The organism is Alkalihalobacterium alkalinitrilicum (assembly GCF_002019605.1).
Taxonomy (GTDB): Bacteria; Bacillota; Bacilli; order Bacillales; family Bacillaceae_F; genus Alkalihalobacterium; species Alkalihalobacterium alkalinitrilicum.
The window spans coordinates 5,041,093-5,060,333 of sequence record NZ_KV917368.1 but is presented as its reverse complement, the minus strand read 5'-3'; the positions used below and the strand labels follow the sequence as shown (position 1 = coordinate 5,060,333).

Here is a 19,241-nt window from a genome sequence, read left to right as displayed (position 1 = left end):
CGTATAATGGTCATGAGGTGATGATGTTGCTAAAGTACTACTACACTACTCCACTTGAAGATTGGGTCCATACACTTTATGAAGGGAATGGGATTTATTCTACAGAAGATCTAGATGAAGAGGTCGTTGCCGATAGCTTGGATATCTACCTTTCAAAATCTGAAAGCGAATCTCATTATGTTGTTACAGATGTTTTTAACATGATCGTTGTTGATGAGTATTGCGGACAGATTGAGCCATTAGTGCGGAGATTTGAGCCACTATTTGCGGTCAACTGAGCCATTAAGTGTGGGGGCGAGAGCCACTTTTATCAAAGTAGTTAATAATATAAACAACCACTGGAACTTCACTTGCTCCAATGGCTGTTTATATTATTATTTAAATCTCTTATCTCTTATCTCTTAATTCCTTATCAATAATCTCAATAGCCCGGCTAACTAGTTCATCCTATCCTCTTCGTCGTTCCAAATGCAGGAGGGTAATAGTGTTGCCTCTAGAGCCTTCTGTATCTCATCAGGTAAATACCTATGAAGAAAATATCCAGCTGTACGATTTTCAACTTCTAGTGGAATCATTTTGATACCCTCAATCCATGACGTTCCCTCATCGAAACTTCACCATCAACTAGAATCTTATATGAATCATGAACGATTCTGTCAAGAATCGCATCTGCTATTTGTGCCTGTCCTAGTTTTGAATGCCATCCCTCAGGTGAGAATTGGGAACAGAAAATAGTAGAGGCTCTTTTGAGCCTTGCTTCAATAATCTCCAACACATGCAGTATATTTTCCTCTGAAAGCTCTGTTAGTAGCCACTCATCCAGGATTAATAAATCAATCTTTTTGTATTTCTGAATTAACTTACGGAAGCTGCCATCTGCTTCATACTTTGCTACAGCTAATTCATCTAGTAATTCTGGTAACCTTATATATTTCACTTTATAAAATTGGCGACATGCATGTACCCCAAAGGCATTGGATATCCATGTCTTTCCGTTCCCAGAGGCGCCCATTAAAATGATGTTATGGTGATTTTGAAGGTAATTCCCAGTTGCTAACTCTAATATTTGATTCTTATCCAAATTACGATCCGGATGATATTCGATATCTTCAATAGCTGCTGTTGGTTCGCTGAGTGTAGCCTGTTTAATTAGTCGTTCAAGTCGATTCGATTTACGTCTATCATATTCATAATCTACCAGGAGATTGAACCTATCATCAAAATCCATGTCCCTATAATCGTTATTCTGCTTTTGCTGCTGATATAATTCCGCCATCGCACCCATTTTCATTTCTACTAGTTTACGTAAAGTTTCTTGGTTCATTATTTTGTATCCCTCCCAAAGTATTTAGCTCCACGGACAAATCCATAGTCGTCAGATGTAGTGCGAGGTCTGTTAATATCCGTTTTTTTAGTTTGTTTTTTCTTCTTATTTCTTTCTACTACACTTTTAAAGACAGAAACCGTTGGGTTTGTTGAAATTTCAAGTAAGGTTTCTGTTGCTTTCTCTATTTCTTCATTTGGGTATTTCTTAGCTATATTCCTCAGTGTGCTAAGGCTATTTAATGCTTTTTTCTCTACATTCATTTCTAAGATATGAGAGACAAATTGAGTCATAGATGGTCCAATTGTTTCTGCCCACTTCCGGTTATTTTCTGGATTATGATCTAAATATAATCGGTGATTGTCAGGCATGTGATCTGGATTGGTCTCTAACTGGCCAATTTCACCATGTTGTCGTTTATGGGATGCAATCCGTACTTCTTTGAAGTAAACTTCAATTAAATCCGTAGTCAGTCGAACATCGACATTCTCTCGGACATAATCATATGGAACGGAATAATACATTCGATCAACTTGGATGTGGTAGTTCAGTTGAACTTTTGCTGTTTTCCATTCCGCAAGTTTATACCTTGTTTGAGGAAGCTGTTGAAGGTAGGATTTCTCTTCTTCCTCAAACACCTTTTTACGCGAACCTGGTCGCTTTTGAAATTCAGTGGTATTGATTTCTTCTAATTTTTCAAAGATTTTCTGGTTTAAATCTTGAAGATGAAAACACTGATAGTTTCTTAGTGGAGCGATAATCTGTCTGGAAATATATCCAACAGTGCCTTCGACACTCGCTTTATCTTTTGGCCTTCGAACACGGCTTGGAACAATGACAGTACGGTAGTAATCTGCCATTTCACGATAGGCTTCATTTAGAAGAGGCTCTTCCCGATGTGCTTTCGTAACCCCTGTTTTCAAATTATCAGGAACCATTGTTTCAGGAACTCCATCAAAATACTCCAATGCATGAATATGAGCGATAAGCCAATTAGCTGATTTCATATCTAAAAAAGCTTCAACATAACTGAACTGGCTATAAGGTAAGGTCGCAATAAAAACATACGCTGGAATCGTTTCGCCTGTAGAACGATCATTTATCTTTAGTGTCGTCCCAGCCCAATCTACTTCCATGACTTCACCTGGCTTTCTACGAATAGGCATAGTTAACTTATACTTTTTCGCATATTTCCCATAGTTTTCACAAAATGTACGATAGGCATAGGGAATCTTGCCGCCTTCCCGTGCCTCTGTGGAATACTCGTGATGTAACAGGGACAGGGTTACATTCTTCTTTTGTAGTTCCTTATGCACTCTTTCCCAATCAATTGGGAAGTACCCTTTCTCAACAGCCTGTTTCTCTGGGAAGAGAAACGCTTCTAGCCATGGATTGGTCATGGTGTCATTCAAGCTTTCTACACCAAGTTTTTTGGCACGTTGAACAACATCTGAAACTGTATCCCTTGAGTGCCCAGTGCTAGAACTAATCGTTCTTTGACTAACTTCTTCAAGATAAAGTTCCAGAATCTTACGGTAATTAACCATAAAAAGCCTCCTGTATAATAATGTCATGCTTGCTAGCATGCAAGGTTATTATACAGGAGGCTTTTCTTTATTCTATTTATAGTGGCGCAGCATTCCGCAAAGGGTGGCTCTTTACGCCGCAATGACTGGCTCAAAACTCCGCATAAGTGGCTCATTTTCTCTGCAATAATCAGTTGATTCTAGACTCCCTCAAGATGAACAACGTGAAGTATTTTTTCATGAATTGTGCCATGTATTAAGGCACGCTGGTAGACAAACAATGATGCCAAATGCATTTCGAGAGCTACAAGAAGCCCAAACAAAAAACTTCCAACTATACGCTACAATGCCATTTTCTATGATAAGTAATCTAGCATTACCAAACTATGAAGCTGAAATAATAGCATTATTATCTGATAGATTTAAAGTAACTATTTACATGGCCACTTTACGTCTAGAACAAATTAAAAGAAGAGTGTTTCAATCTAAAATGGATGATAATATTCGGTCATTTGAGGAAATGAAAACAAGAAAAGCTGATCCATCCAATTGGTCAGCTGAAACAAAGTTACTTTTACAAACAGCTGTGGAAAGAAAACTAGTAAAGGAAGGTGCATTTTAAAATGAGATCAACTGTTTATTATGATTATTATGAAGGTGAAAAAGTACCTACTTGGTTTGTGCTAAATTTTGGGACTGGAAATCTTGACTGGGATGCAGAATACTTATATATACCTATAGTAGCTCCATTTGAAGTTCATGGTATCGAAGATTTTGATAATGAAATATTGAGTGCATCTGTTACACTTGGTGATCTTACTGTTTCCTACGAGAAACCAAATACTATTGGCGTATACCTCCCTCGTATTAAAGAAACTATTACTAATTTCGGTGGGATATATGAAGATGTTACTCAGTTTATCATTCAAGTCGGTGACATAGAAGAAGTCCTTCAAATGCCTGCTATAAGAAATCATTTAGAGTGGTAAAGGATGGTGTGAACAAATGGCCAAAGGATCGATAAGAGATCGAGGCGATGGTAAATGGCAACTTGAAGTTGATCTAGGTATGAAACTTAATCATTTAACGGGTAAGAAGAAACGACAAAAGAAATATAAGACTGTCAAAGCCAAGGGGAAACGCGAAGCAGAAAAAATGCTTGCTCAGTTTGTAACTGAAGTAACAGCTGATAGTTATTTTGAGCCTGAAAAAATGATGTTTGTTGATTTTGTTGAAAAACACTGGTTTCCTAAATACGCCAAGAAACATCTGGCTCCAAGGACATTAGATACCTATCTACTGCACATCAACAATCGAATATTACCTGCATCCCAAGCATTACGAATTGATCAAGTCAAAACCATTCATATCGTAGATTTTTTAGACAACCTTTCTGAACCTGGACTAAGAAAAGATGGTAAGGAAGATGTTCTTTCTCCAGCAACTATTGCTTATCATCATAGGATACTAAAAAACATCTTTAGTAGAGCTGTTGAATGGAAGATAATTAAAGAAAACCCAGTAGTAGGTGTTAAGAAGCCAAAAGAAACGCCCAAAGAAATAGAGGTTTATGATGAGGAAGAAGCTGCACTTCTTTTAAATCGACTAGACAAAGAGCTTCTTCACTGGAGAGTTATGATTAAAATTGCTATTACTACAGGGTTACGACGATCAGAATTACTTGGTCTTGAATGGAAACATATTGACCTAGAGGAAGGCATTATTGCAGTAAAACAAGGACTTACCTATTCCAAGAGTAGTGGATTTCAAATTGGTGAATTGAAAACAAAGAATAGCAAAAGAACAGTGACCATTCCTTCTTCCCTTATTCCAGAATTAAAAAAGTTAAAAACAAAAAAACAGCAAGAGCGAATAGCAGCTGAGGAACTTTGGAATGGTGGAGACTACTTTTTCCTATTTTCTGATTTCAAGGGTATACCTTTCCACCCCACATCTGTCACGACTTGGTGGAGAAGATTTATTAACCGTCATAAGCTAAAGTATATCAATTTTCACGCTTTACGTCACACGTCGGCAACCTTGCTCATTAATCAAGGAATTCATGCCAAAACCATTTCCAGTCGTTTAGGTCATGCTGATATAAAAACCACGATGAACACATATGGCCATGTGTTAGAAAAAGCAGATCGAGAAGCTGCGAATTCACTTGATACTTTGTTCAAGAAAGGTTAAATATGCTTTCATTTGATTTCGTTTGTATAAAAATGTCGGCAGAAATGTCGGCAAAAAAAAAATAAACAAAAAAGGGATTTCCCTTTAATGAGAAAATCCCTTTGTATCAACGTTTTTATGGTGACCCGTGACGGGATCGAACCGCCGACCTCCACCCTGTCAAGGTGGCGCTCTCCCAGCTGAGCTAACGGATCAAAGATCATTTATTTTAGCGACAAAATAAATATACCGTATTTTTTAATATGTGTCAACACTTTTTAAAAAGTTAATTCTCACTTTTTTCGAAGGAAGTTTTTTTAAAATCATAAACTATCATATTAATCCTTTCAACTAAAAACTCTATGGTAGATAAACCCTACTTCCTATTTGAATATTCTACTTGTATAAATTCAATGCCTATATACCTTGTACTAATACCTTCTCCGTGCATTAATTCCATCCAGCTTCTACAATAACATGCCCTTAACCCATCAAACGACAGTAAATTTTCAATCTACATCCACTTCTTTCCGATTCCAACATGTAAGAAATCGCTTTTTATTTATCATAGTACAACTTTTAAAACGATAAGATATAAAATAGATCGTTTGACGACCCGTGATTTGATATTGAAAGTTAGGAGTGATTACATGGCGAGAACCATTTGGGGGGTTGATTCAGCAGCGGCCGTAACTCCTGCCTTATATGATTGTGTGATTGAAAACTTTGGTAAACCAGAATATTGGGGCAGATACTTAACGACAATACCCAATGTTAGCGACGGATTGACCGTAGAAGAAATCGGGAGGTTACGTGGAAACGGTGTTAGAGTCATGCCCATTTAGAATGGATTTGCTGAAGCTGTAGGATACCGTGCTGGGGAAATTGCTTCAGCGAATGCCATTTTCCATGCAAGAAGACTCGGCTTTCCTACAGGAGTTCGAGTATTTGCCAATATTGAAAACTTCTTTGATGTCGATGAGGCGTGGATCCGAGCGTGGGTCGATGCTTTTTATCCGAGTGGCTACAAACCTGGTTTTTATCACGATCCCGTTGAAGGACCTTTTAGTGATGCCTACTGCGCTGCTGTTGCTAATAGTGAACGCGTAAAAGTACAATCGGTACTATGGAGTGCAGAACCTGAACCTGGGGTAACAACAAAACAAAATCGTCCACAACGATTTACTCCAGCTAAACCACCATGTGATGCTATTGTATGGGCATGGCAATATGGAAGAGATGCTGATATTTGTCCGATCGATACGGTTTTAAGTGATCGGCGTCTTTATGATGACATGTGGTAGTCTTGTGACCTAATGTCATTGCTATAATCTTTGTCTTTATCATGCCACTGTTTTATTCATTTTGTTTAACCTACTTTGGACCAAAAAAAATGGCTGACACTTCCCTCAACTTATTATGTAACTTAAGAGTGAAGCCTAGCACAAAAAATGGTGTTAGATACCTTAGTTTCCTAAGGATCTGACACCATCACTTTACCATTAGTGGCCTGACGAAATGCCACCAACTTTACTCATTAAATTAGTACTATCTTTGTTTAATCCGATAATCTTTACATCGATACCATTTTGCGCAAACTTGTGTTTAATTTTTTCGATCGCTCCTACCGCTGAATCATCCCATAAATGCGATTGACTTAAATCAATCACAACATCGGTAACTTCTTCTTTATAATCAAAGGCAGCAACAAAATCAGTAACAGACGCAAAGAAAATTTGCCCTTGAACGTAATAAGTTTTCTTGCGATTGAGCACTTCCGCTGAGACATTGACTTTAGAAATTTTCCCTGCAAAGAATATGGCACTAAGTACAACCCCTGCGAGAACACCGATGGCTAAGTTATGAGTAATAACAACTGTTCCCACTGTAACAACCATAACTGCCGCATCTGTTCGTGGTACTTTATGAAGGGTACGAACAGAATTCCAATCAAATGTACTGATCGATACCATAATCATAACCCCAACGAGTGCTGCCATTGGTATTTGCACAACAAGATTACCTAAGGCAACAATAAGGATCATAAGGAACACACCCGCAACTAATGCTGATAATCTGCCTCGTCCACCCGATTTTACATTAATCACAGACTGGCCAATCATCGCACAACCCGCCATTCCACCGAAAAAGCCAGAAACGATGTTGGCGATCCCTTGTCCGCGACTTTCTTTATTTTTATTACTTTCCGTATCCGTCATATCATCAACAATTTGAGCTGTTAATAATGACTCTAATATACCGACAATTGCTAAAGCTAAAGAGTACGGTAGAATGATCAATAACGTTTCAATTGTTAATGGAATATGTGGAATTAAAAACATCGGCAATGACTGAGTTAATGTTCCCATATCACCTACTGTACTTACACCAGTACCTGTTAAAATAACAAAAGCCGTTATGACAATAATCGCTATTAACGTTGATGGAACTGCTTTTGTAAATCTCGGTAACACATAGATAATCACTAATGTTGTAGCCACTAGTACATACATCATCCAAGTCGCACCGACAAACTGTTCTAGTTGGGCCATAAAAATTAAAATTGCTAACGCATTTACAAATCCGATCATGACCGAACGTGGAATAAACTTCATATAACGAGCGAGCTTAAAGACTCCAAAGAAAATTTGAATAATACCCGTTAATATCGTAGCTGCTAGTAAATATTGAAGTCCGTGATCGGCAACGAGCGTAACCATTAATAACGCCATCGCACCTGTTGCCGCTGAAATCATTCCTGGTCGTCCCCCAACGAATGCGATTACAACAGCAATACAGAAAGAAGCGTACAATCCAACCATCGGATCAACACCAGCAATAATGGAAAAGGCAATCGCTTCTGGAATTAACGCGAGCGCGACTACCATCCCAGCAAGTACATCCCCTCTCACATTACCAAACCATTCATTTTTTATCTTCTCGATATTCATTTTGCACCTCTATCATTAATTTAGAGATTTTCCATCTGGGAAAATCAATTCCGCACATAACGAAATGCATTGTACCACGATTTTTGTAATACTTAAATCTTAATGTAACCGTGTTCAACCACTGTTTTTCCCGCTTTTCCTCCTATTTTCTTTCAAAATCTAATTCATTCATAAAAAATTCACATCTACATTTTCTTTAAATTGGTGTATTAAAGATGACCAAGTAGTTTTGAAAATTTATTATTACAGTATGTATCTTTAAGGTTTAGCGACTTCCATTCCTAATATTAGGAAGAAATGTGCGCTCTAAAGTCCATTTCAGTCCTCGTATTTCCAGTAACAGGAAGTAATATTCTCTAAAATCAAACTTAGCTCCTCTAATTTCCAGTATCAGGAAAAAGCGTCCTCTAAAGTCGATCTTAGCTCCTTTCATTACCAGTATCAGGAAGGAATGTCCTCTAAAGTCAATCTTAGTTCCTTTAATTACCAATATAAGGAAGTGTTGTACTCTAAAGTCGATCTTAGCTCCTTCAATCACCAATATTAGGAAGTAACATACTCTAAAGTCAGCCTTAGTTCCTTTTATTTCCAGTATAAGGAAGAAATATGCTCTAAAGTCAGCCTTAGCTCCTTTCATTTCTAGAGTCTGAAAAATACATTCGATACAATGCCGCTAAAATTATAAGTTATGGCCTTAAATTCACCGACCAACGAGGAAAGCGAGAAGCTGGCGAAATGCTCTCTTACCTACAAAAAAAAGAGACTGATGAAAATTCAGTCTTTTCATTACAACTACCATTATTCTTTTTTTGAATTTGAAGATTTGTCGTCGTCCGCTTGAAACTCTTCAATAATTTCTTCTTTCATTTCTTCATATATCTCTTCTTTAAATTCTTCTAATACTTCTTCCTTTATTTCATCTCTAACTTCTTCTAGCATTTCTACTTTGATTTCTTCGTATATATCTTCTTTCATCTCTTCACGTACTTCTTCTTTAATCTCTTCGATTTGTTTTGTACGTTTCTTTTTCCTTATAGCGCGATAATCTTTATTTATCATCATAAACATCGACACAGCCATCATTAGCATGATAATGCCAAAAGGTAATGCCGCAATGATAGAAGCTGTCTGCAATCCTTGTAAGCCACCACTTAAGAGTAACACACTTGCTGTTGCTGCAATTAAGAAGCCCCAAATCAATTTTACATAAAGCGCAGGATTTAGACTTCCTCTAGAAGTCATCGCTCCTAAAACATACGAAGCCGAATCAGCTGAGGTAATAAAGAAAATAAGAATTAACAAGACCGATAAAACACTCATGATCCCACCAAAAGGGAGCTCCGCTAATGTTGCAAATAACGCGACTTCTACATTGTTCATGACAATCTCAGCAATGTTACTTCCTGCCGTTCGATCTAAATGAAGAGCTGTTCCACCAAATGCAGTGAACCAAATTAGACCAAGCAAGGAAGGGACAAATAAGACACCAAAAACAAATTCACGAATTGATCTACCTCTTGAAATTCTGGCGATAAATATTCCCATAAAAGGAGCCCATGAAATATGCCAAGCCCAGAAAAATATCGTATATGCCCCTAACCATACACTATCCGTGAATGGTGTCATTGTTAAACTCATCGGGATGATATTTGAAATGTATCCCCCTAAAGTTGTGACAACCCCTTCAGCAATAAATAGAGTAGGACCAAAAATGATCATGAACAGTAAAAGGATTGCCGCAATCGTTAAATTTGTAATACTTAAAATTCGAATTCCTTTATTTAAACCCGACCCAGCAGAAAACATAAATAAAATGGCAACGACAAAAATGACGATAAGCTGTGTCGTTACGTTGTTCGGAATTGGAGTTAAATAAGATAACCCACCTGTAATTTGCATCGCACTTAAACCGAAAGTTGTTGCAACTCCAGTAGATGTTGCTAGAACAGCAAGAATATCAATCCCGCGACCGAACCAACCATTGACTCGCTCCCCTAAAATTGGGTAAAAGGCTGAACTAATAAGTGCTGGCTGGTCTTTCCGGTATTGAACATAAGCTAATGCTAAAGCAACTAACCCAAAAATTGCCCACGGATGAAGGGCCCAATGATAAACTGCATAGCGTAGACCAATATTCGCGGCTTCTACTGTTTCAGGTTGAACGCCGTATGGAGGATCCATGTAGTAAAGAACAGGCTCTGCTACTCCCCAAAAGACAAAACCAACGCCAATCCCTGCTGAAAACAACATCCCCACCCATGTGTAATAGGAGTATTCAGGTTTGTCTTCTTCCTTTCCAAGTTTCATTTTACCGAACGGACTGATTGCTAAAAATAAAACAAACGCTATAAAAATAGCGGTAACAATCATGTAAAACCAACCGAAGTTTTCAATCGTTGTTGCTAGTAATTCACTTGCCGTTTCTTCTAATCCCCGAGGCGCTAATACACCCCATAATACAAATAAACTAACAAATATAGCGGAAATGACAAAGACACTTCCTGGTTTTTTTGTGTCGTATGTGTACTTTTCCATAACATCCTTACGATTACTCTTTAATCGTAAGGTCCCTCCCTTCAAAGTAAAAAAATGAATTATGTCTTTGAGGTAAACATTATGTATCGTTATAATAAGAGGAAGCCCAGTTACCTAGTTTTTGCCGTACTTGGGTAATCTTTTACAATTAATATTTAAGTTTCCTCACCCTTCTTTCATTTATACAAAATTAAAATCAGGTTCAACTATCTTTTGATCTTTACCAACAAAGCGAATGTAAATTATATCACAATATCAATAACGATTGGATAAATTCCCATTTTTCAGTAGATTGTTATAATCGGCACCTCTCTTACAATTGCTCCTCTCCTTTTTTACCCGATCTCTAAAAAGTTGAAACTTAAAAATTTAACATTACTTAAGCCGTACACTCCAATCATAAATTTTAAACAGGAAAGTCATACTAACAATGCTTGGACTTGCTCTCTTTTTTTATATTTTGGAATAGAAACGTTGGGAAACAAGGAGAAGATTACGATGAAAAAACAGTTTGCTGTCATTGGCTTAGGACGGTTTGGAAGTAGTATCTGCAAAGAGCTTTATAAATTAGGTCATGATGTTCTAGCGATTGATAATAACGAAGAAAAAGTAAACAACATGACGGAACACTCGACTCATAGTGTGATTGCAAGTGGAACAGATGAAAATGCGCTTCACTCACTCGGCCTACGGAATTTCGATTATGTAATTGTGGCTATCGGTGATAATATTCAATCGAGTATTCTTTGCACACTCATCCTGAAAGAAATGGGCGTAAACAATGTTTGGGTAAAGGCACAAAATTATTACCACCATCGCGTCCTTGAAAAAATCGGTGCCGATCGAATTGTTCATCCCGAGCAAGATATGGGCATTCGAATTGCGCAACATCTCGTATCAGAAAAAATAGTTGATTATATAGAGCTTTCAGATGAGTATAGTATTATCGAAGTTATTGCGACTGACAAAGTTTCAAATAAATCAATCGAACAATTAGACGTTCGTGCCAAATTTGGATGTACCATCTTAGCGATTAAACGAGGAAAGGACATCAATATTTCTCCATATCCCTCTAATTTAATTGAAAGGAACGATATATTAATCATGATCGGCCACAAAAATGATTTGAAACGTTTTGAAGAAGAAGGTATGTAGTATTCCTTTAGAATTATCCATGCTTAAAGATACGGATAAGCAATCTAGGAAGAATGAAAATAATTTCTATAAAAATTTCAAATATAAAATAAACCCATCCATCTTCTAAACGTTTCTTTTTCTTTGGAGTTCTTTTCATAACAATCACTCTCCTCCCTACTGAATGACAGTTTCCTTTATAATATACGTAGTAAACAGCAAGAATGGTTTTGTATTTTTTTATTATATAATACATTTTCTTTGTTTTTCATTACATATTATTTGTATACTACATACATAGAATCGTTTTTACTGAATGGAGGTAAGGAATTCGTGAATAAAACGTTTGAAACAGCAACATTTGCAGGCGGTTGTTTTTGGTGTATGGTAACTCCCTTTGACGAATTACCAGGAATTGAAAAAGTGGTTTCAGGATACACAGGTGGTCATAAAGAAAACCCAACTTATGAGGAAGTCTGTAGTGAAACGACTGGACATTATGAAGCGGTAGAAATCACATACGATCCATCTATTTTTCCATATAAGAAGCTTATTGAAACTTTTTGGCAACAAATAGATCCTACAGATACAGGTGGACAATTTCATGATCGTGGGCACTCATACAAAACGGTCATTTTCTACCATACAGAAGAACAAAAAAAAATAGCTGAAGACTCAAAAAAGGCATTAGAAGAAAGCGGCAGATTCCAAAAGCCGATTGCCACACAAATACTACCTGCAACAGCTTTCTACCCTGCAGAAGACTACCATCAAGACTTTCACAAAAAAAATCCATTTCGATACATGACCTATCGTAAAGGCTCAGGACGAGATCACTTTATAAAGGAACATTGGTCCGAAAAAAAAGATCCAGAAACATTAAAGAAAACATTAACACCGATACAATATGAAGTAACGCAAAATAACGGTACTGAGCCTCCTTTTCACAATGAATATTGGAACAATGAAGAAGAAGGAATTTATGTCGACATCGTCTCAGGTGAACCGTTATTTAGTTCATTTGATAAATTTGATGCTGGTTGTGGCTGGCCAAGTTTCACGAAACCACTTCATCAAAACAAAGTAGCAGAAGAACTCGATACAAGTCATGGAATGAGGAGAATTGAAGTACGAAGTAAAAACTCAGACTCTCACTTAGGTCATGTATTTGACGATGGACCAAAGCCAACAGGTTTACGATACTGTATTAATTCTGCGGCGCTTAAATTTATTCATAAAGATGACCTCGAAAAAGAAGGATACGGGGAATATAAAAGTTTATTTCAATAACAAAAAGGAAGAAGTCGACTCAAGATACTGGTCGTCTTCTTTTTTACTTAAAGCATACTCATTTAGTTGAAAGATAAACAATAAAACTTCCTCGAACTTAATAACTCTCACCAAAGTTACTCCTGAGTAATTTACTATTTCTTTGCAAATTATGTAGTTTTATTAAACTAGTCTTCGAACTAACCTATAATTCCAAACGAACAAAGTGAATAGTAATAAGAGCTTTTATAACTTTATTTAAATTTTTTATAAAGAGGGATTGATGTAATTAGTCTCTTTTTTTATTCCTCTATCATCTATCCTTTTTTAAAGTAAATAAAAAAGGATAATTCAGCTATAAAACACCTAGCTTGAACTATCCTTTTCACTCTTGGAGATCCTGTATACGATCTGAAATTTTTATTTACTAGCTTATTACCTATTAAACACCTTAATTATTAAGATGGTAGGTTCATATTTTCAATATAGACAAAACAAAAAGCTAGGAAAAACAGTAACAAAAAATATAACCAAAATGCTCTCTTCATCTTTTCTCACCTTTTACTTATTCTTTACAGTGACGTTCATTGTCAACAACCTTGTGGTTAAACGATAGGATAGAAGTGCAAAAACGATAAACCCTATCCAATAGAACACGATAGTCAGTATATTACCATTCGTGTATGGCGTCAAGCTTGAAATTAACATTCCTCCTAATAATGCAAAACAGATTAATATACCGACTTTAAAAACCGGCTGTAACCCTTTAAAAATGAGAAATTCCCCATTATGTTCAGTTTTATTAACCGTGTATAATTTTGTCGCTATTATCGTAAAAATGATCGTCGCAACAATCGGTATGAGTAATGGTTTATTAGAGTAGGCATCAATACTATAAATCGGCCAAACGAAGTACGTAAGTGCAGTTGGTTCATGTAAATACTCATTAGTGTGAATCATCCAAAATCCTGAAACTAAATAATAGAAACCTAATGGAAAGAACGTAAAAATAAACGTAAGAACCATTTGAGAAACCATTTCACCAGAAACCGTCCCAATAAGCATCGCAAAACTAAACAGAGTAATAAATCCTAGAAGCGGCATAATTAATAACTGTACATGTGAAAATTGTTCTAAAAAATGCTTATAATCGGAAGTCGCAACTAAAAAGTAAGCTGCTAAGTAATTTACGGTATAAAAAACACTAACAGACAAAACTCCAATTAACCATTTCGTTAAAAACATATCCCTTCGTTTATACGGCAACGCAAATGAAAAATCATTCTTTCGCGTATTTCGCTCAGAACCGATCATTATACCTGCAAGTAACACAATAATAATCATTCCTAAAAACGTTGCAAATCCCCCAAAAAACAACGATCGAACCATAAAGTCGTGGACAATAGGATTGGCATATGCTGTCGGTTCAATTAACGCATGCTCTTCCATCGTCTTCCAACTTTCTAAGTTAAGTGAAACACGAATCGGAAAATCAAAAAAGAATAGAATGAGTAAACCCCAAATTAGTGTTTTTGTCTGTTTATACTCTTTCATCCAAAGTGCTTTAATTAGCAAACTCTTCACCCCCAAGCTTCGCAACAAAAATATCTTCTAAAACGACCGAAAGTTCTTCATATAAGAGCGGCTCATGCTTTTTAATTTCCGCTTCTTTCTTAGCTAAATCACCGTCAAGCAACAATGTGTATACTCTTCCACTTTGGGACAATACATTCACTTGTTCGCTCAGTTCATTAGGTAGATATCCTTTAAATACGACTTGTACTTTCCGGTAGGATTTTTTCATTTCATCGAGATCATAATTTGAATCAATTGTGCCATCTTTTATAACAATAATTTGATCAGCCATAAATTCAAGTTCATCTAGACGATGTGAAGAAATAATAACGGAAACTTGTTGTTCTGCGACTTCTTCGATAATGTATCGTAAAATTTTCTTTTTTACGATAACATCTAAACCATCTGTTGGTTCATCTAATAAAATGTATTTTGCTCGAGTAGAAAAGGCTAACACTAGAGCAAAGAGAGCCTTCATTCCTTTTGAATAATTTCCAATTTTTCTCGTTTTCGGTAAGGAAAAACGCTCAAGAAGATCATAAAAATACTTTTCATCAAAATTAGGATAGATTTGCTTATATAACTTTACAATTTCTTGTGTTGCATAATTTTTCAGTGCTTCTGGCGAATCGGGGACGAATACAATTTCCTTTTTCACTTCTGGATATTGATAAATGCTTTTTCCATCGAGAAGAACATCTCCTTTTGTCGGTAAAAGGATTCCCACTAAGAGACGTAAAAGTGTTGTTTTTCCAGCTCCATTCCTCCCAATCAATCCAATTATGTTTCCAGGTTTTAATTCGAAATTGATATCATTAAGGACTTCGTGATTATGAATGGATTTCGAAAGCTGATTAATTTCTATCATGTATATCACCACCTAAATCTTGAAATAAGTCATTTATCCATTGCTGCAGCTCTTCTTTTGTAATTCCTAAATAAGCACTATCAATAACCAGCTGCTCTAAAGACTTTTTCATCTTCTCTCTCTCCTTATCCGTTGCTGCTATCGTTTCACCTTCGGCTACAAACGTTCCTTTTCCTCGAATGGTCACGATAATCCCTTGTCTTTCAAGTTCTTTATACGCCTTACTTACGGTGTTCGGGTTAATCACAATTTGTGAACTCAACTCCCGAACGGAAGGAAGCCTCTCATTCGCTTCGATTATTCCTTTTGCTCGAAGTTCTTTAATTTGCATAATAATTTGTTCGTATAACGGTACATTGCTTTTAGGGTCAATTCGTAAAAGCATGGAGTCACCACCTTTTAGGTTGCTCAATCTCTCTATACTGTATTGCATAGTGTAGTACACTTAATACATTAATACTTTTTCCATGTACTGTCAATACTCACCTAGTAATTCTTATTCTTAATCAATCGATTGTATAGTGTAAATAAAAAAGAATGCCAGTCTAATAACTGACATTCGAATGTACCTAGGTATAAATTTAAACCTCATTGAATGCGGGGGTTTCCTTCATCCCCACCAATGAATGAGACTTGCGCCCTACTCTGTCGGTCTCACACAGGCTCTACTTTTTACTGGCCACTTATCTCCCACTTAGCCTTGCCTATCCTTCAAAACCTTGAAGTAGATGTCATAGTGCCAGTTAAACGTACAAAAAATGGCCCTTCTACATATAGAAGAAGAACCAAAAATCATCTTAGAATAACATACCAGCCACTGCAGCACTTAATAAAGAAGCTAGCATACCTGCTGCAATTGCACGTAACCCAAGTTTTGCTATATCCGCTCTTCTATCGGGTGCCAAGTTTCCAAGCCCACCAAGCAAAATTCCCAGTGAAGATAAGTTGGCAAATCCACAAAGAGCAAAACTAACAACTGCCACTGTTTTTTCCGATAGTATCTCAATTTGTGGTGCAAACGAAAGATACGCAACAAACTCATTGACGATGAGCTTTTGTCCAATAAAACCTCCAGCTGTTACCGCTTCATGCCAAGGTACACCAATAGCAAAGGCAAGGGGAGCAAAGACAAATCCTAAAATCATTTCTAACGTAAGTCCATTAAACCCGAACAACCCACCAATGGCACCGAGAATTCCATTAAGCAATGCAATTAGAGCGACAAAGGCGAGTAACATTGCCGCAATATTAAGAGTTAAGTTCAAGCCGACGCTAGCTCCTCTTGCAGCAGCATCAATGACGTTAGCTGATTCCTTATCTTTTTCCATGTGAAACTCTCCCGTTAGCTGGTCTTTATTTGTTTCAGGAACGATCATTTTGGCCATGACCAATCCTGCTGGAGCCGCCATAAAGCTCGCGGCTAACAAGTATTCAAGAGGAACACCTAGTAACGCATAACCAACGAGAACCGAACCAGCGACAGAGGCAAGCCCTCCTGTCATCACAGCAAATAATTCAGACTGTGTCATCTTGGAAATATAAGGTCTAATGACAAGCGGCGCTTCGGTTTGCCCAACAAAAATATTTGCTGCCGCACTCAATGATTCTGATTTACTCGTACCTAATAGTTTCGATAAAGCTCCACCAAGAATTTTAATAACCCACTGCATTATATTTAAATAATAAAGTACTGAGATCAATGACGAAAAGAATATAATAACGGCCAAAACGTTAATCGCAAACATAAATATTCCATCTTCTTTTATAAACATCTCACCAAACACAAATCCAATTCCAGCATTGGCATAATCAATAATATTACCTACAGCTAAAGTAAGCCAATTCAATACCTCTCTTCCTGCTGGGACTTTTAGTACAAGAATAGCAAACAAGAGTTGTATCGCAAATCCTCCTAAAACCGTCCTTAAATTAATAGCTGATCGTTTGTTTGAAAGTAAAAAAGCAATTGCAAAAATCACGAGAATTCCTATTACTCCCCATAGGATATTCATCTTCCCACCCCATTAAATTGAAAATGATCAAATGATGCACTCCTTACTATGGGGTTATTATTAGCTCTGTTGGTAAATTCATTCAAAATTAACAAAGTTAATTTTCATAAGAATTGCTCAAATAGAGCTTTCAATTGCTCCTATTGTCTCGACTAAACCTGGAAATAACCTCATTTGAATTTGACCATGAATGATAAGTAACAGTAATGCTCTTTCATTAGTTATACGAAGAAAAAACATTCATCATATGAAATTAATTTTTTTACATAAAATAATACGATCAATGGAAAAAAGGGTATTGATTACCAAAGAATATAAAAAGCTATAAATATCATCTACGTTTGGAGGAATGAAAAGTGGAATTTCGAGTTGAAAAAGATACGATTGGAGAAATCAAAGTACCAAATGAAAAATCCTGGGGTGCACAAACCCAAAGAAGTATAGAGAACTTTAAGATCGGGATTGAAAAAATGCCAATGCGAATTATTCATGCCTTTGCGATTTTGAAAAAGTCAGCTGCGATTGTCAATCACGAAATTAACAATCTTGAAGCTGAAAAAAAAGACGCGATCGTAACAATTGCTGAGAAAATCATTTCTGGAGAGTTTGATGATCATTTTCCATTGTCTGTATGGCAAACAGGTAGTGGGACTCAATCAAATATGAACGTAAATGAAGTCATTGCCTTTGAAGCAAACCTTCACCTAACATCAAATAATAGTAAAGAGCGTGTTCATCCAAATGATGACGTAAATCGATCCCAAAGTTCTAATGATACTTTTCCTACTGCAATGCATATCGCAGCTGTGAATCAAGTTGAAAAACAATTACTCCCAGCCATCGAAGCCATGAAAGCAACATTAGAAAGGAAAATCGATGAATTTAAGGATATTATAAAAATTGGACGAACGCACTTACAAGATGCAACCCCTCTTACGCTTGGTCAAGAAGTAAGTGGTTGGCTGCGAATGCTTGAAAAATCTGAGAAAATGATCAATGAAAGTTTAGTGCACTTAAAAGAATTAGCAATTGGTGGAACAGCTGTCGGAACTGGTATTAACGCTCACCCCCAGTTTGGGGATAAAGTTGCTGAAGAAATCAGTAAAATAACGAGAACCACATTTACATCGGCTAAAAATAAGTTTCACGCCTTAACGAGCCATGATGAGCTAGTTTATGCTCATGGTGCCTTAAAAGCACTCGCAGCCGATTTAATGAAGATTGCAAATGATGTCAGGTGGCTTGCGAGTGGTCCAAGATCAGGTATTGGAGAAATTACGATCCCTGCTAACGAACCTGGTAGTTCGATTATGCCTGGAAAAGTCAACCCGACTCAAAGTGAAGCCTTAACGATGGTTGCTGTTCAAGTGATGGGTAATGACGCAACAATTGGCTTTGCGGCTAGTCAAGGAAACTTTGAATTAAATGTATTTAAACCTGTCATTATTTATAATTATTTACAATCGGTTCAACTTCTTTCCGATGCGATTATTTCATTTAATGACAAGTGTCTTGTTGGAATCGAAGCAAATACTGACGTAATTGAAACTCTCTTATCGAGGTCACTTATGCTCGTCACTGCGCTTAATCCACATATCGGTTATGAAAATGCGGCTAAAATTGCAAAAAAAGCGCACGAAGAAGGTACGACGTTGCGAGAAGCTGCGATATCAAGCGGCTTATTATCAGGAGAACAATTCGATGAAATTGTCATTCCTGAAAAAATGATTGGAAAATAAAAAATAAGCTCATCATGAAAAAGGCATACCTATAATGATGATATGAGTGGTCGTATGTGTTTTTTGGATTACTTAAAATAGAAATATATTCAAATCCGCAACTTCTTGACTTCCGATGTTGAATGTATTTGGTTTA

At 36.7% G+C, this 19,241-nt stretch carries 16 protein-coding genes, 1 tRNA gene and 2 pseudogenes; 8 read left to right on the top strand and 11 right to left on the bottom strand.

Annotated elements, in window-relative coordinates; genetic code table 11:
* The first annotated feature begins 23 nt into the window (after positions 1-23).
* Positions 24-278, top strand: coding sequence for a hypothetical protein (locus BK574_RS24420; RefSeq protein WP_218970623.1), 255 nt, complete (start codon positions 24-26; stop codon positions 276-278).
* 293 nt (positions 279-571) lie between these two features.
* Here the strand turns inward: BK574_RS24420 and istB are convergent, their stop codons facing one another.
* Positions 572-1,327: an IS21-like element helper ATPase IstB gene (gene istB, locus BK574_RS24410; RefSeq protein ID WP_420796988.1), complete on the bottom strand. Its 756-nt coding sequence runs from the start codon at positions 1,325-1,327 to the stop codon at positions 572-574.
* On the bottom strand, positions 1,324-2,871 hold the full coding sequence (gene istA, locus BK574_RS24405; RefSeq protein WP_078428143.1) for an IS21 family transposase: 1,548 nt from the start codon (positions 2,869-2,871) through the stop codon (positions 1,324-1,326). The genes istB and istA overlap by 4 nt, the downstream gene beginning before the upstream one ends.
* 184 nt (positions 2,872-3,055) lie before the next feature.
* On the opposite strand from istA, the pseudogene BK574_RS24400 reads away from it, so the two are divergent.
* The 3 genes and pseudogenes from BK574_RS24400 to BK574_RS24390 form a co-directional block, all read left to right on the top strand.
* Positions 3,056-3,472 (top strand): annotated as a pseudogene (locus BK574_RS24400) (ImmA/IrrE family metallo-endopeptidase); the annotation flags it as partial.
* Position 3,473: 1 nt separating this feature from the next.
* Positions 3,474-3,839 (top strand): hypothetical protein, encoded by a 366-nt coding sequence (locus tag BK574_RS24395; RefSeq protein WP_078430443.1) that lies wholly within the window; start codon positions 3,474-3,476, stop codon positions 3,837-3,839.
* Between the two features lie 16 nt (positions 3,840-3,855).
* Positions 3,856-5,043, top strand: a complete 1,188-nt coding sequence (locus BK574_RS24390) for a tyrosine-type recombinase/integrase (RefSeq protein ID WP_078430442.1) — start codon at positions 3,856-3,858, stop codon at positions 5,041-5,043.
* Positions 5,044-5,161: 118 nt separating this feature from the next.
* On the opposite strand, the gene BK574_RS24385 is transcribed toward BK574_RS24390, so the two are convergent.
* A tRNA-Val gene (locus BK574_RS24385) sits at positions 5,162-5,237 on the bottom strand.
* A gap of 435 nt (positions 5,238-5,672) precedes the next feature.
* Between BK574_RS24385 and BK574_RS24380 the strand changes: the two are divergent.
* A pseudogene (locus tag BK574_RS24380) lies at positions 5,673-6,326 on the top strand (glycoside hydrolase domain-containing protein).
* Positions 6,327-6,524: 198 nt separating this feature from the next.
* On the opposite strand, the gene BK574_RS24375 reads toward BK574_RS24380, so the two are convergent.
* Positions 6,525-7,973 (bottom strand): SulP family inorganic anion transporter, encoded by a 1,449-nt coding sequence (locus BK574_RS24375; RefSeq protein ID WP_180320602.1) that lies wholly within the window; start codon positions 7,971-7,973, stop codon positions 6,525-6,527.
* A gap of 798 nt (positions 7,974-8,771) precedes the next feature.
* Positions 8,772-10,508 carry a BCCT family transporter gene (locus BK574_RS24365; protein WP_078430440.1) on the bottom strand — a complete coding sequence of 579 codons (1,737 nt, stop codon included), beginning with the start codon at positions 10,506-10,508 and terminating at the stop codon, positions 8,772-8,774.
* A gap of 498 nt (positions 10,509-11,006) precedes the next feature.
* Here BK574_RS24365 and BK574_RS24360 point away from each other — a divergent pair, with 498 nt between their 5' ends.
* Positions 11,007-11,663, top strand: coding sequence for a potassium channel family protein (locus tag BK574_RS24360; RefSeq protein WP_078430439.1), 657 nt, complete (start codon positions 11,007-11,009; stop codon positions 11,661-11,663).
* A gap of 13 nt (positions 11,664-11,676) precedes the next feature.
* Here BK574_RS24360 and BK574_RS28980 read toward each other — a convergent pair whose 3' ends face one another.
* A complete protein-coding gene (locus BK574_RS28980) occupies positions 11,677-11,802 on the bottom strand; it encodes a hypothetical protein (RefSeq protein WP_274379445.1) in 126 nt (41 codons plus the stop codon).
* Positions 11,803-11,975: 173 nt separating this feature from the next.
* Between BK574_RS28980 and msrB the strand changes: the two genes are divergently transcribed.
* On the top strand, positions 11,976-12,932 hold the full coding sequence (msrB, locus tag BK574_RS24355; RefSeq protein WP_078430438.1) for a peptide-methionine (R)-S-oxide reductase MsrB: 957 nt from the start codon (positions 11,976-11,978) through the stop codon (positions 12,930-12,932).
* Here the strand turns inward: msrB and BK574_RS28975 are convergent.
* The 5 genes from BK574_RS28975 to BK574_RS24335 all read right to left on the bottom strand — a co-directional run bounded on the left by BK574_RS28975 (position 12,921) and on the right by BK574_RS24335 (position 17,366).
* Entirely contained in the window at positions 12,921-13,043 is a 123-nt protein-coding gene (locus tag BK574_RS28975) for a hypothetical protein (protein ID WP_274379444.1), read from the bottom strand. The genes msrB and BK574_RS28975 overlap by 12 nt on opposite strands.
* A gap of 429 nt (positions 13,044-13,472) precedes the next feature.
* Positions 13,473-14,465: an ABC transporter permease subunit gene (locus BK574_RS24350; RefSeq protein WP_218970622.1), complete on the bottom strand. Its 993-nt coding sequence runs from the start codon at positions 14,463-14,465 to the stop codon at positions 13,473-13,475.
* A gap of 10 nt (positions 14,466-14,475) precedes the next feature.
* The gene (locus BK574_RS24345) at positions 14,476-15,354 is read right to left on the bottom strand and encodes an ABC transporter ATP-binding protein (protein ID WP_078430436.1); all 879 of its coding nucleotides are present in this window, start codon (positions 15,352-15,354) and stop codon (positions 14,476-14,478) included.
* Positions 15,341-15,739: a GntR family transcriptional regulator gene (locus BK574_RS24340; RefSeq protein ID WP_078430435.1), complete on the bottom strand. Its 399-nt coding sequence runs from the start codon at positions 15,737-15,739 to the stop codon at positions 15,341-15,343. The genes BK574_RS24345 and BK574_RS24340 overlap by 14 nt, the downstream gene beginning before the upstream one ends.
* A gap of 412 nt (positions 15,740-16,151) precedes the next feature.
* Complete coding sequence (locus tag BK574_RS24335) at positions 16,152-17,366, bottom strand: NupC/NupG family nucleoside CNT transporter (protein ID WP_078430434.1); 1,215 nt, start codon at positions 17,364-17,366, stop codon at positions 16,152-16,154.
* A 356-nt stretch (positions 17,367-17,722) separates the two neighbouring features.
* Between BK574_RS24335 and fumC the strand changes: the two genes are divergently transcribed.
* A complete protein-coding gene (gene fumC, locus BK574_RS24330) occupies positions 17,723-19,105 on the top strand; it encodes a class II fumarate hydratase (RefSeq protein ID WP_078430433.1) in 1,383 nt (460 codons plus the stop codon).
* Positions 19,106-19,241 lie beyond the last annotated feature (136 nt).

Excerpts from the sequence above, each read along its gene's own strand:
- BK574_RS24360 (WP_078430439.1), top strand. The coding sequence starts at position 11,007 with ATGAAAAAACAGTTTGCTGTCATTGGCTTAGGACGGTTTGGAAGTAGT.
- BK574_RS24390 (WP_078430442.1), top strand. The coding sequence starts at position 3,856 with ATGGCCAAAGGATCGATAAGAGATCGAGGCGATGGTAAATGGCAACTT.
- BK574_RS24395 (WP_078430443.1), top strand. The coding sequence starts at position 3,474 with ATGAGATCAACTGTTTATTATGATTATTATGAAGGTGAAAAAGTACCT.
- BK574_RS24375 (WP_180320602.1), bottom strand. The coding sequence starts at position 7,973 with ATGAATATCGAGAAGATAAAAAATGAATGGTTTGGTAATGTGAGAGGG.
- BK574_RS24340 (WP_078430435.1), bottom strand. The coding sequence starts at position 15,739 with ATGCTTTTACGAATTGACCCTAAAAGCAATGTACCGTTATACGAACAA.
- BK574_RS24350 (WP_218970622.1), bottom strand. The coding sequence starts at position 14,465 with ATGAAAGAGTATAAACAGACAAAAACACTAATTTGGGGTTTACTCATT.
- BK574_RS24420 (WP_218970623.1), top strand. The coding sequence starts at position 24 with ATGTTGCTAAAGTACTACTACACTACTCCACTTGAAGATTGGGTCCAT.
- BK574_RS24335 (WP_078430434.1), bottom strand. The coding sequence starts at position 17,366 with ATGAATATCCTATGGGGAGTAATAGGAATTCTCGTGATTTTTGCAATT.
- BK574_RS28980 (WP_274379445.1), bottom strand. The coding sequence starts at position 11,802 with ATGAAAAGAACTCCAAAGAAAAAGAAACGTTTAGAAGATGGATGGGTT.
- BK574_RS24365 (WP_078430440.1), bottom strand. The coding sequence starts at position 10,508 with ATGGAAAAGTACACATACGACACAAAAAAACCAGGAAGTGTCTTTGTC.
- BK574_RS24345 (WP_078430436.1), bottom strand. The coding sequence starts at position 15,354 with ATGATAGAAATTAATCAGCTTTCGAAATCCATTCATAATCACGAAGTC.
- istA (WP_078428143.1), bottom strand. The coding sequence starts at position 2,871 with ATGGTTAATTACCGTAAGATTCTGGAACTTTATCTTGAAGAAGTTAGT.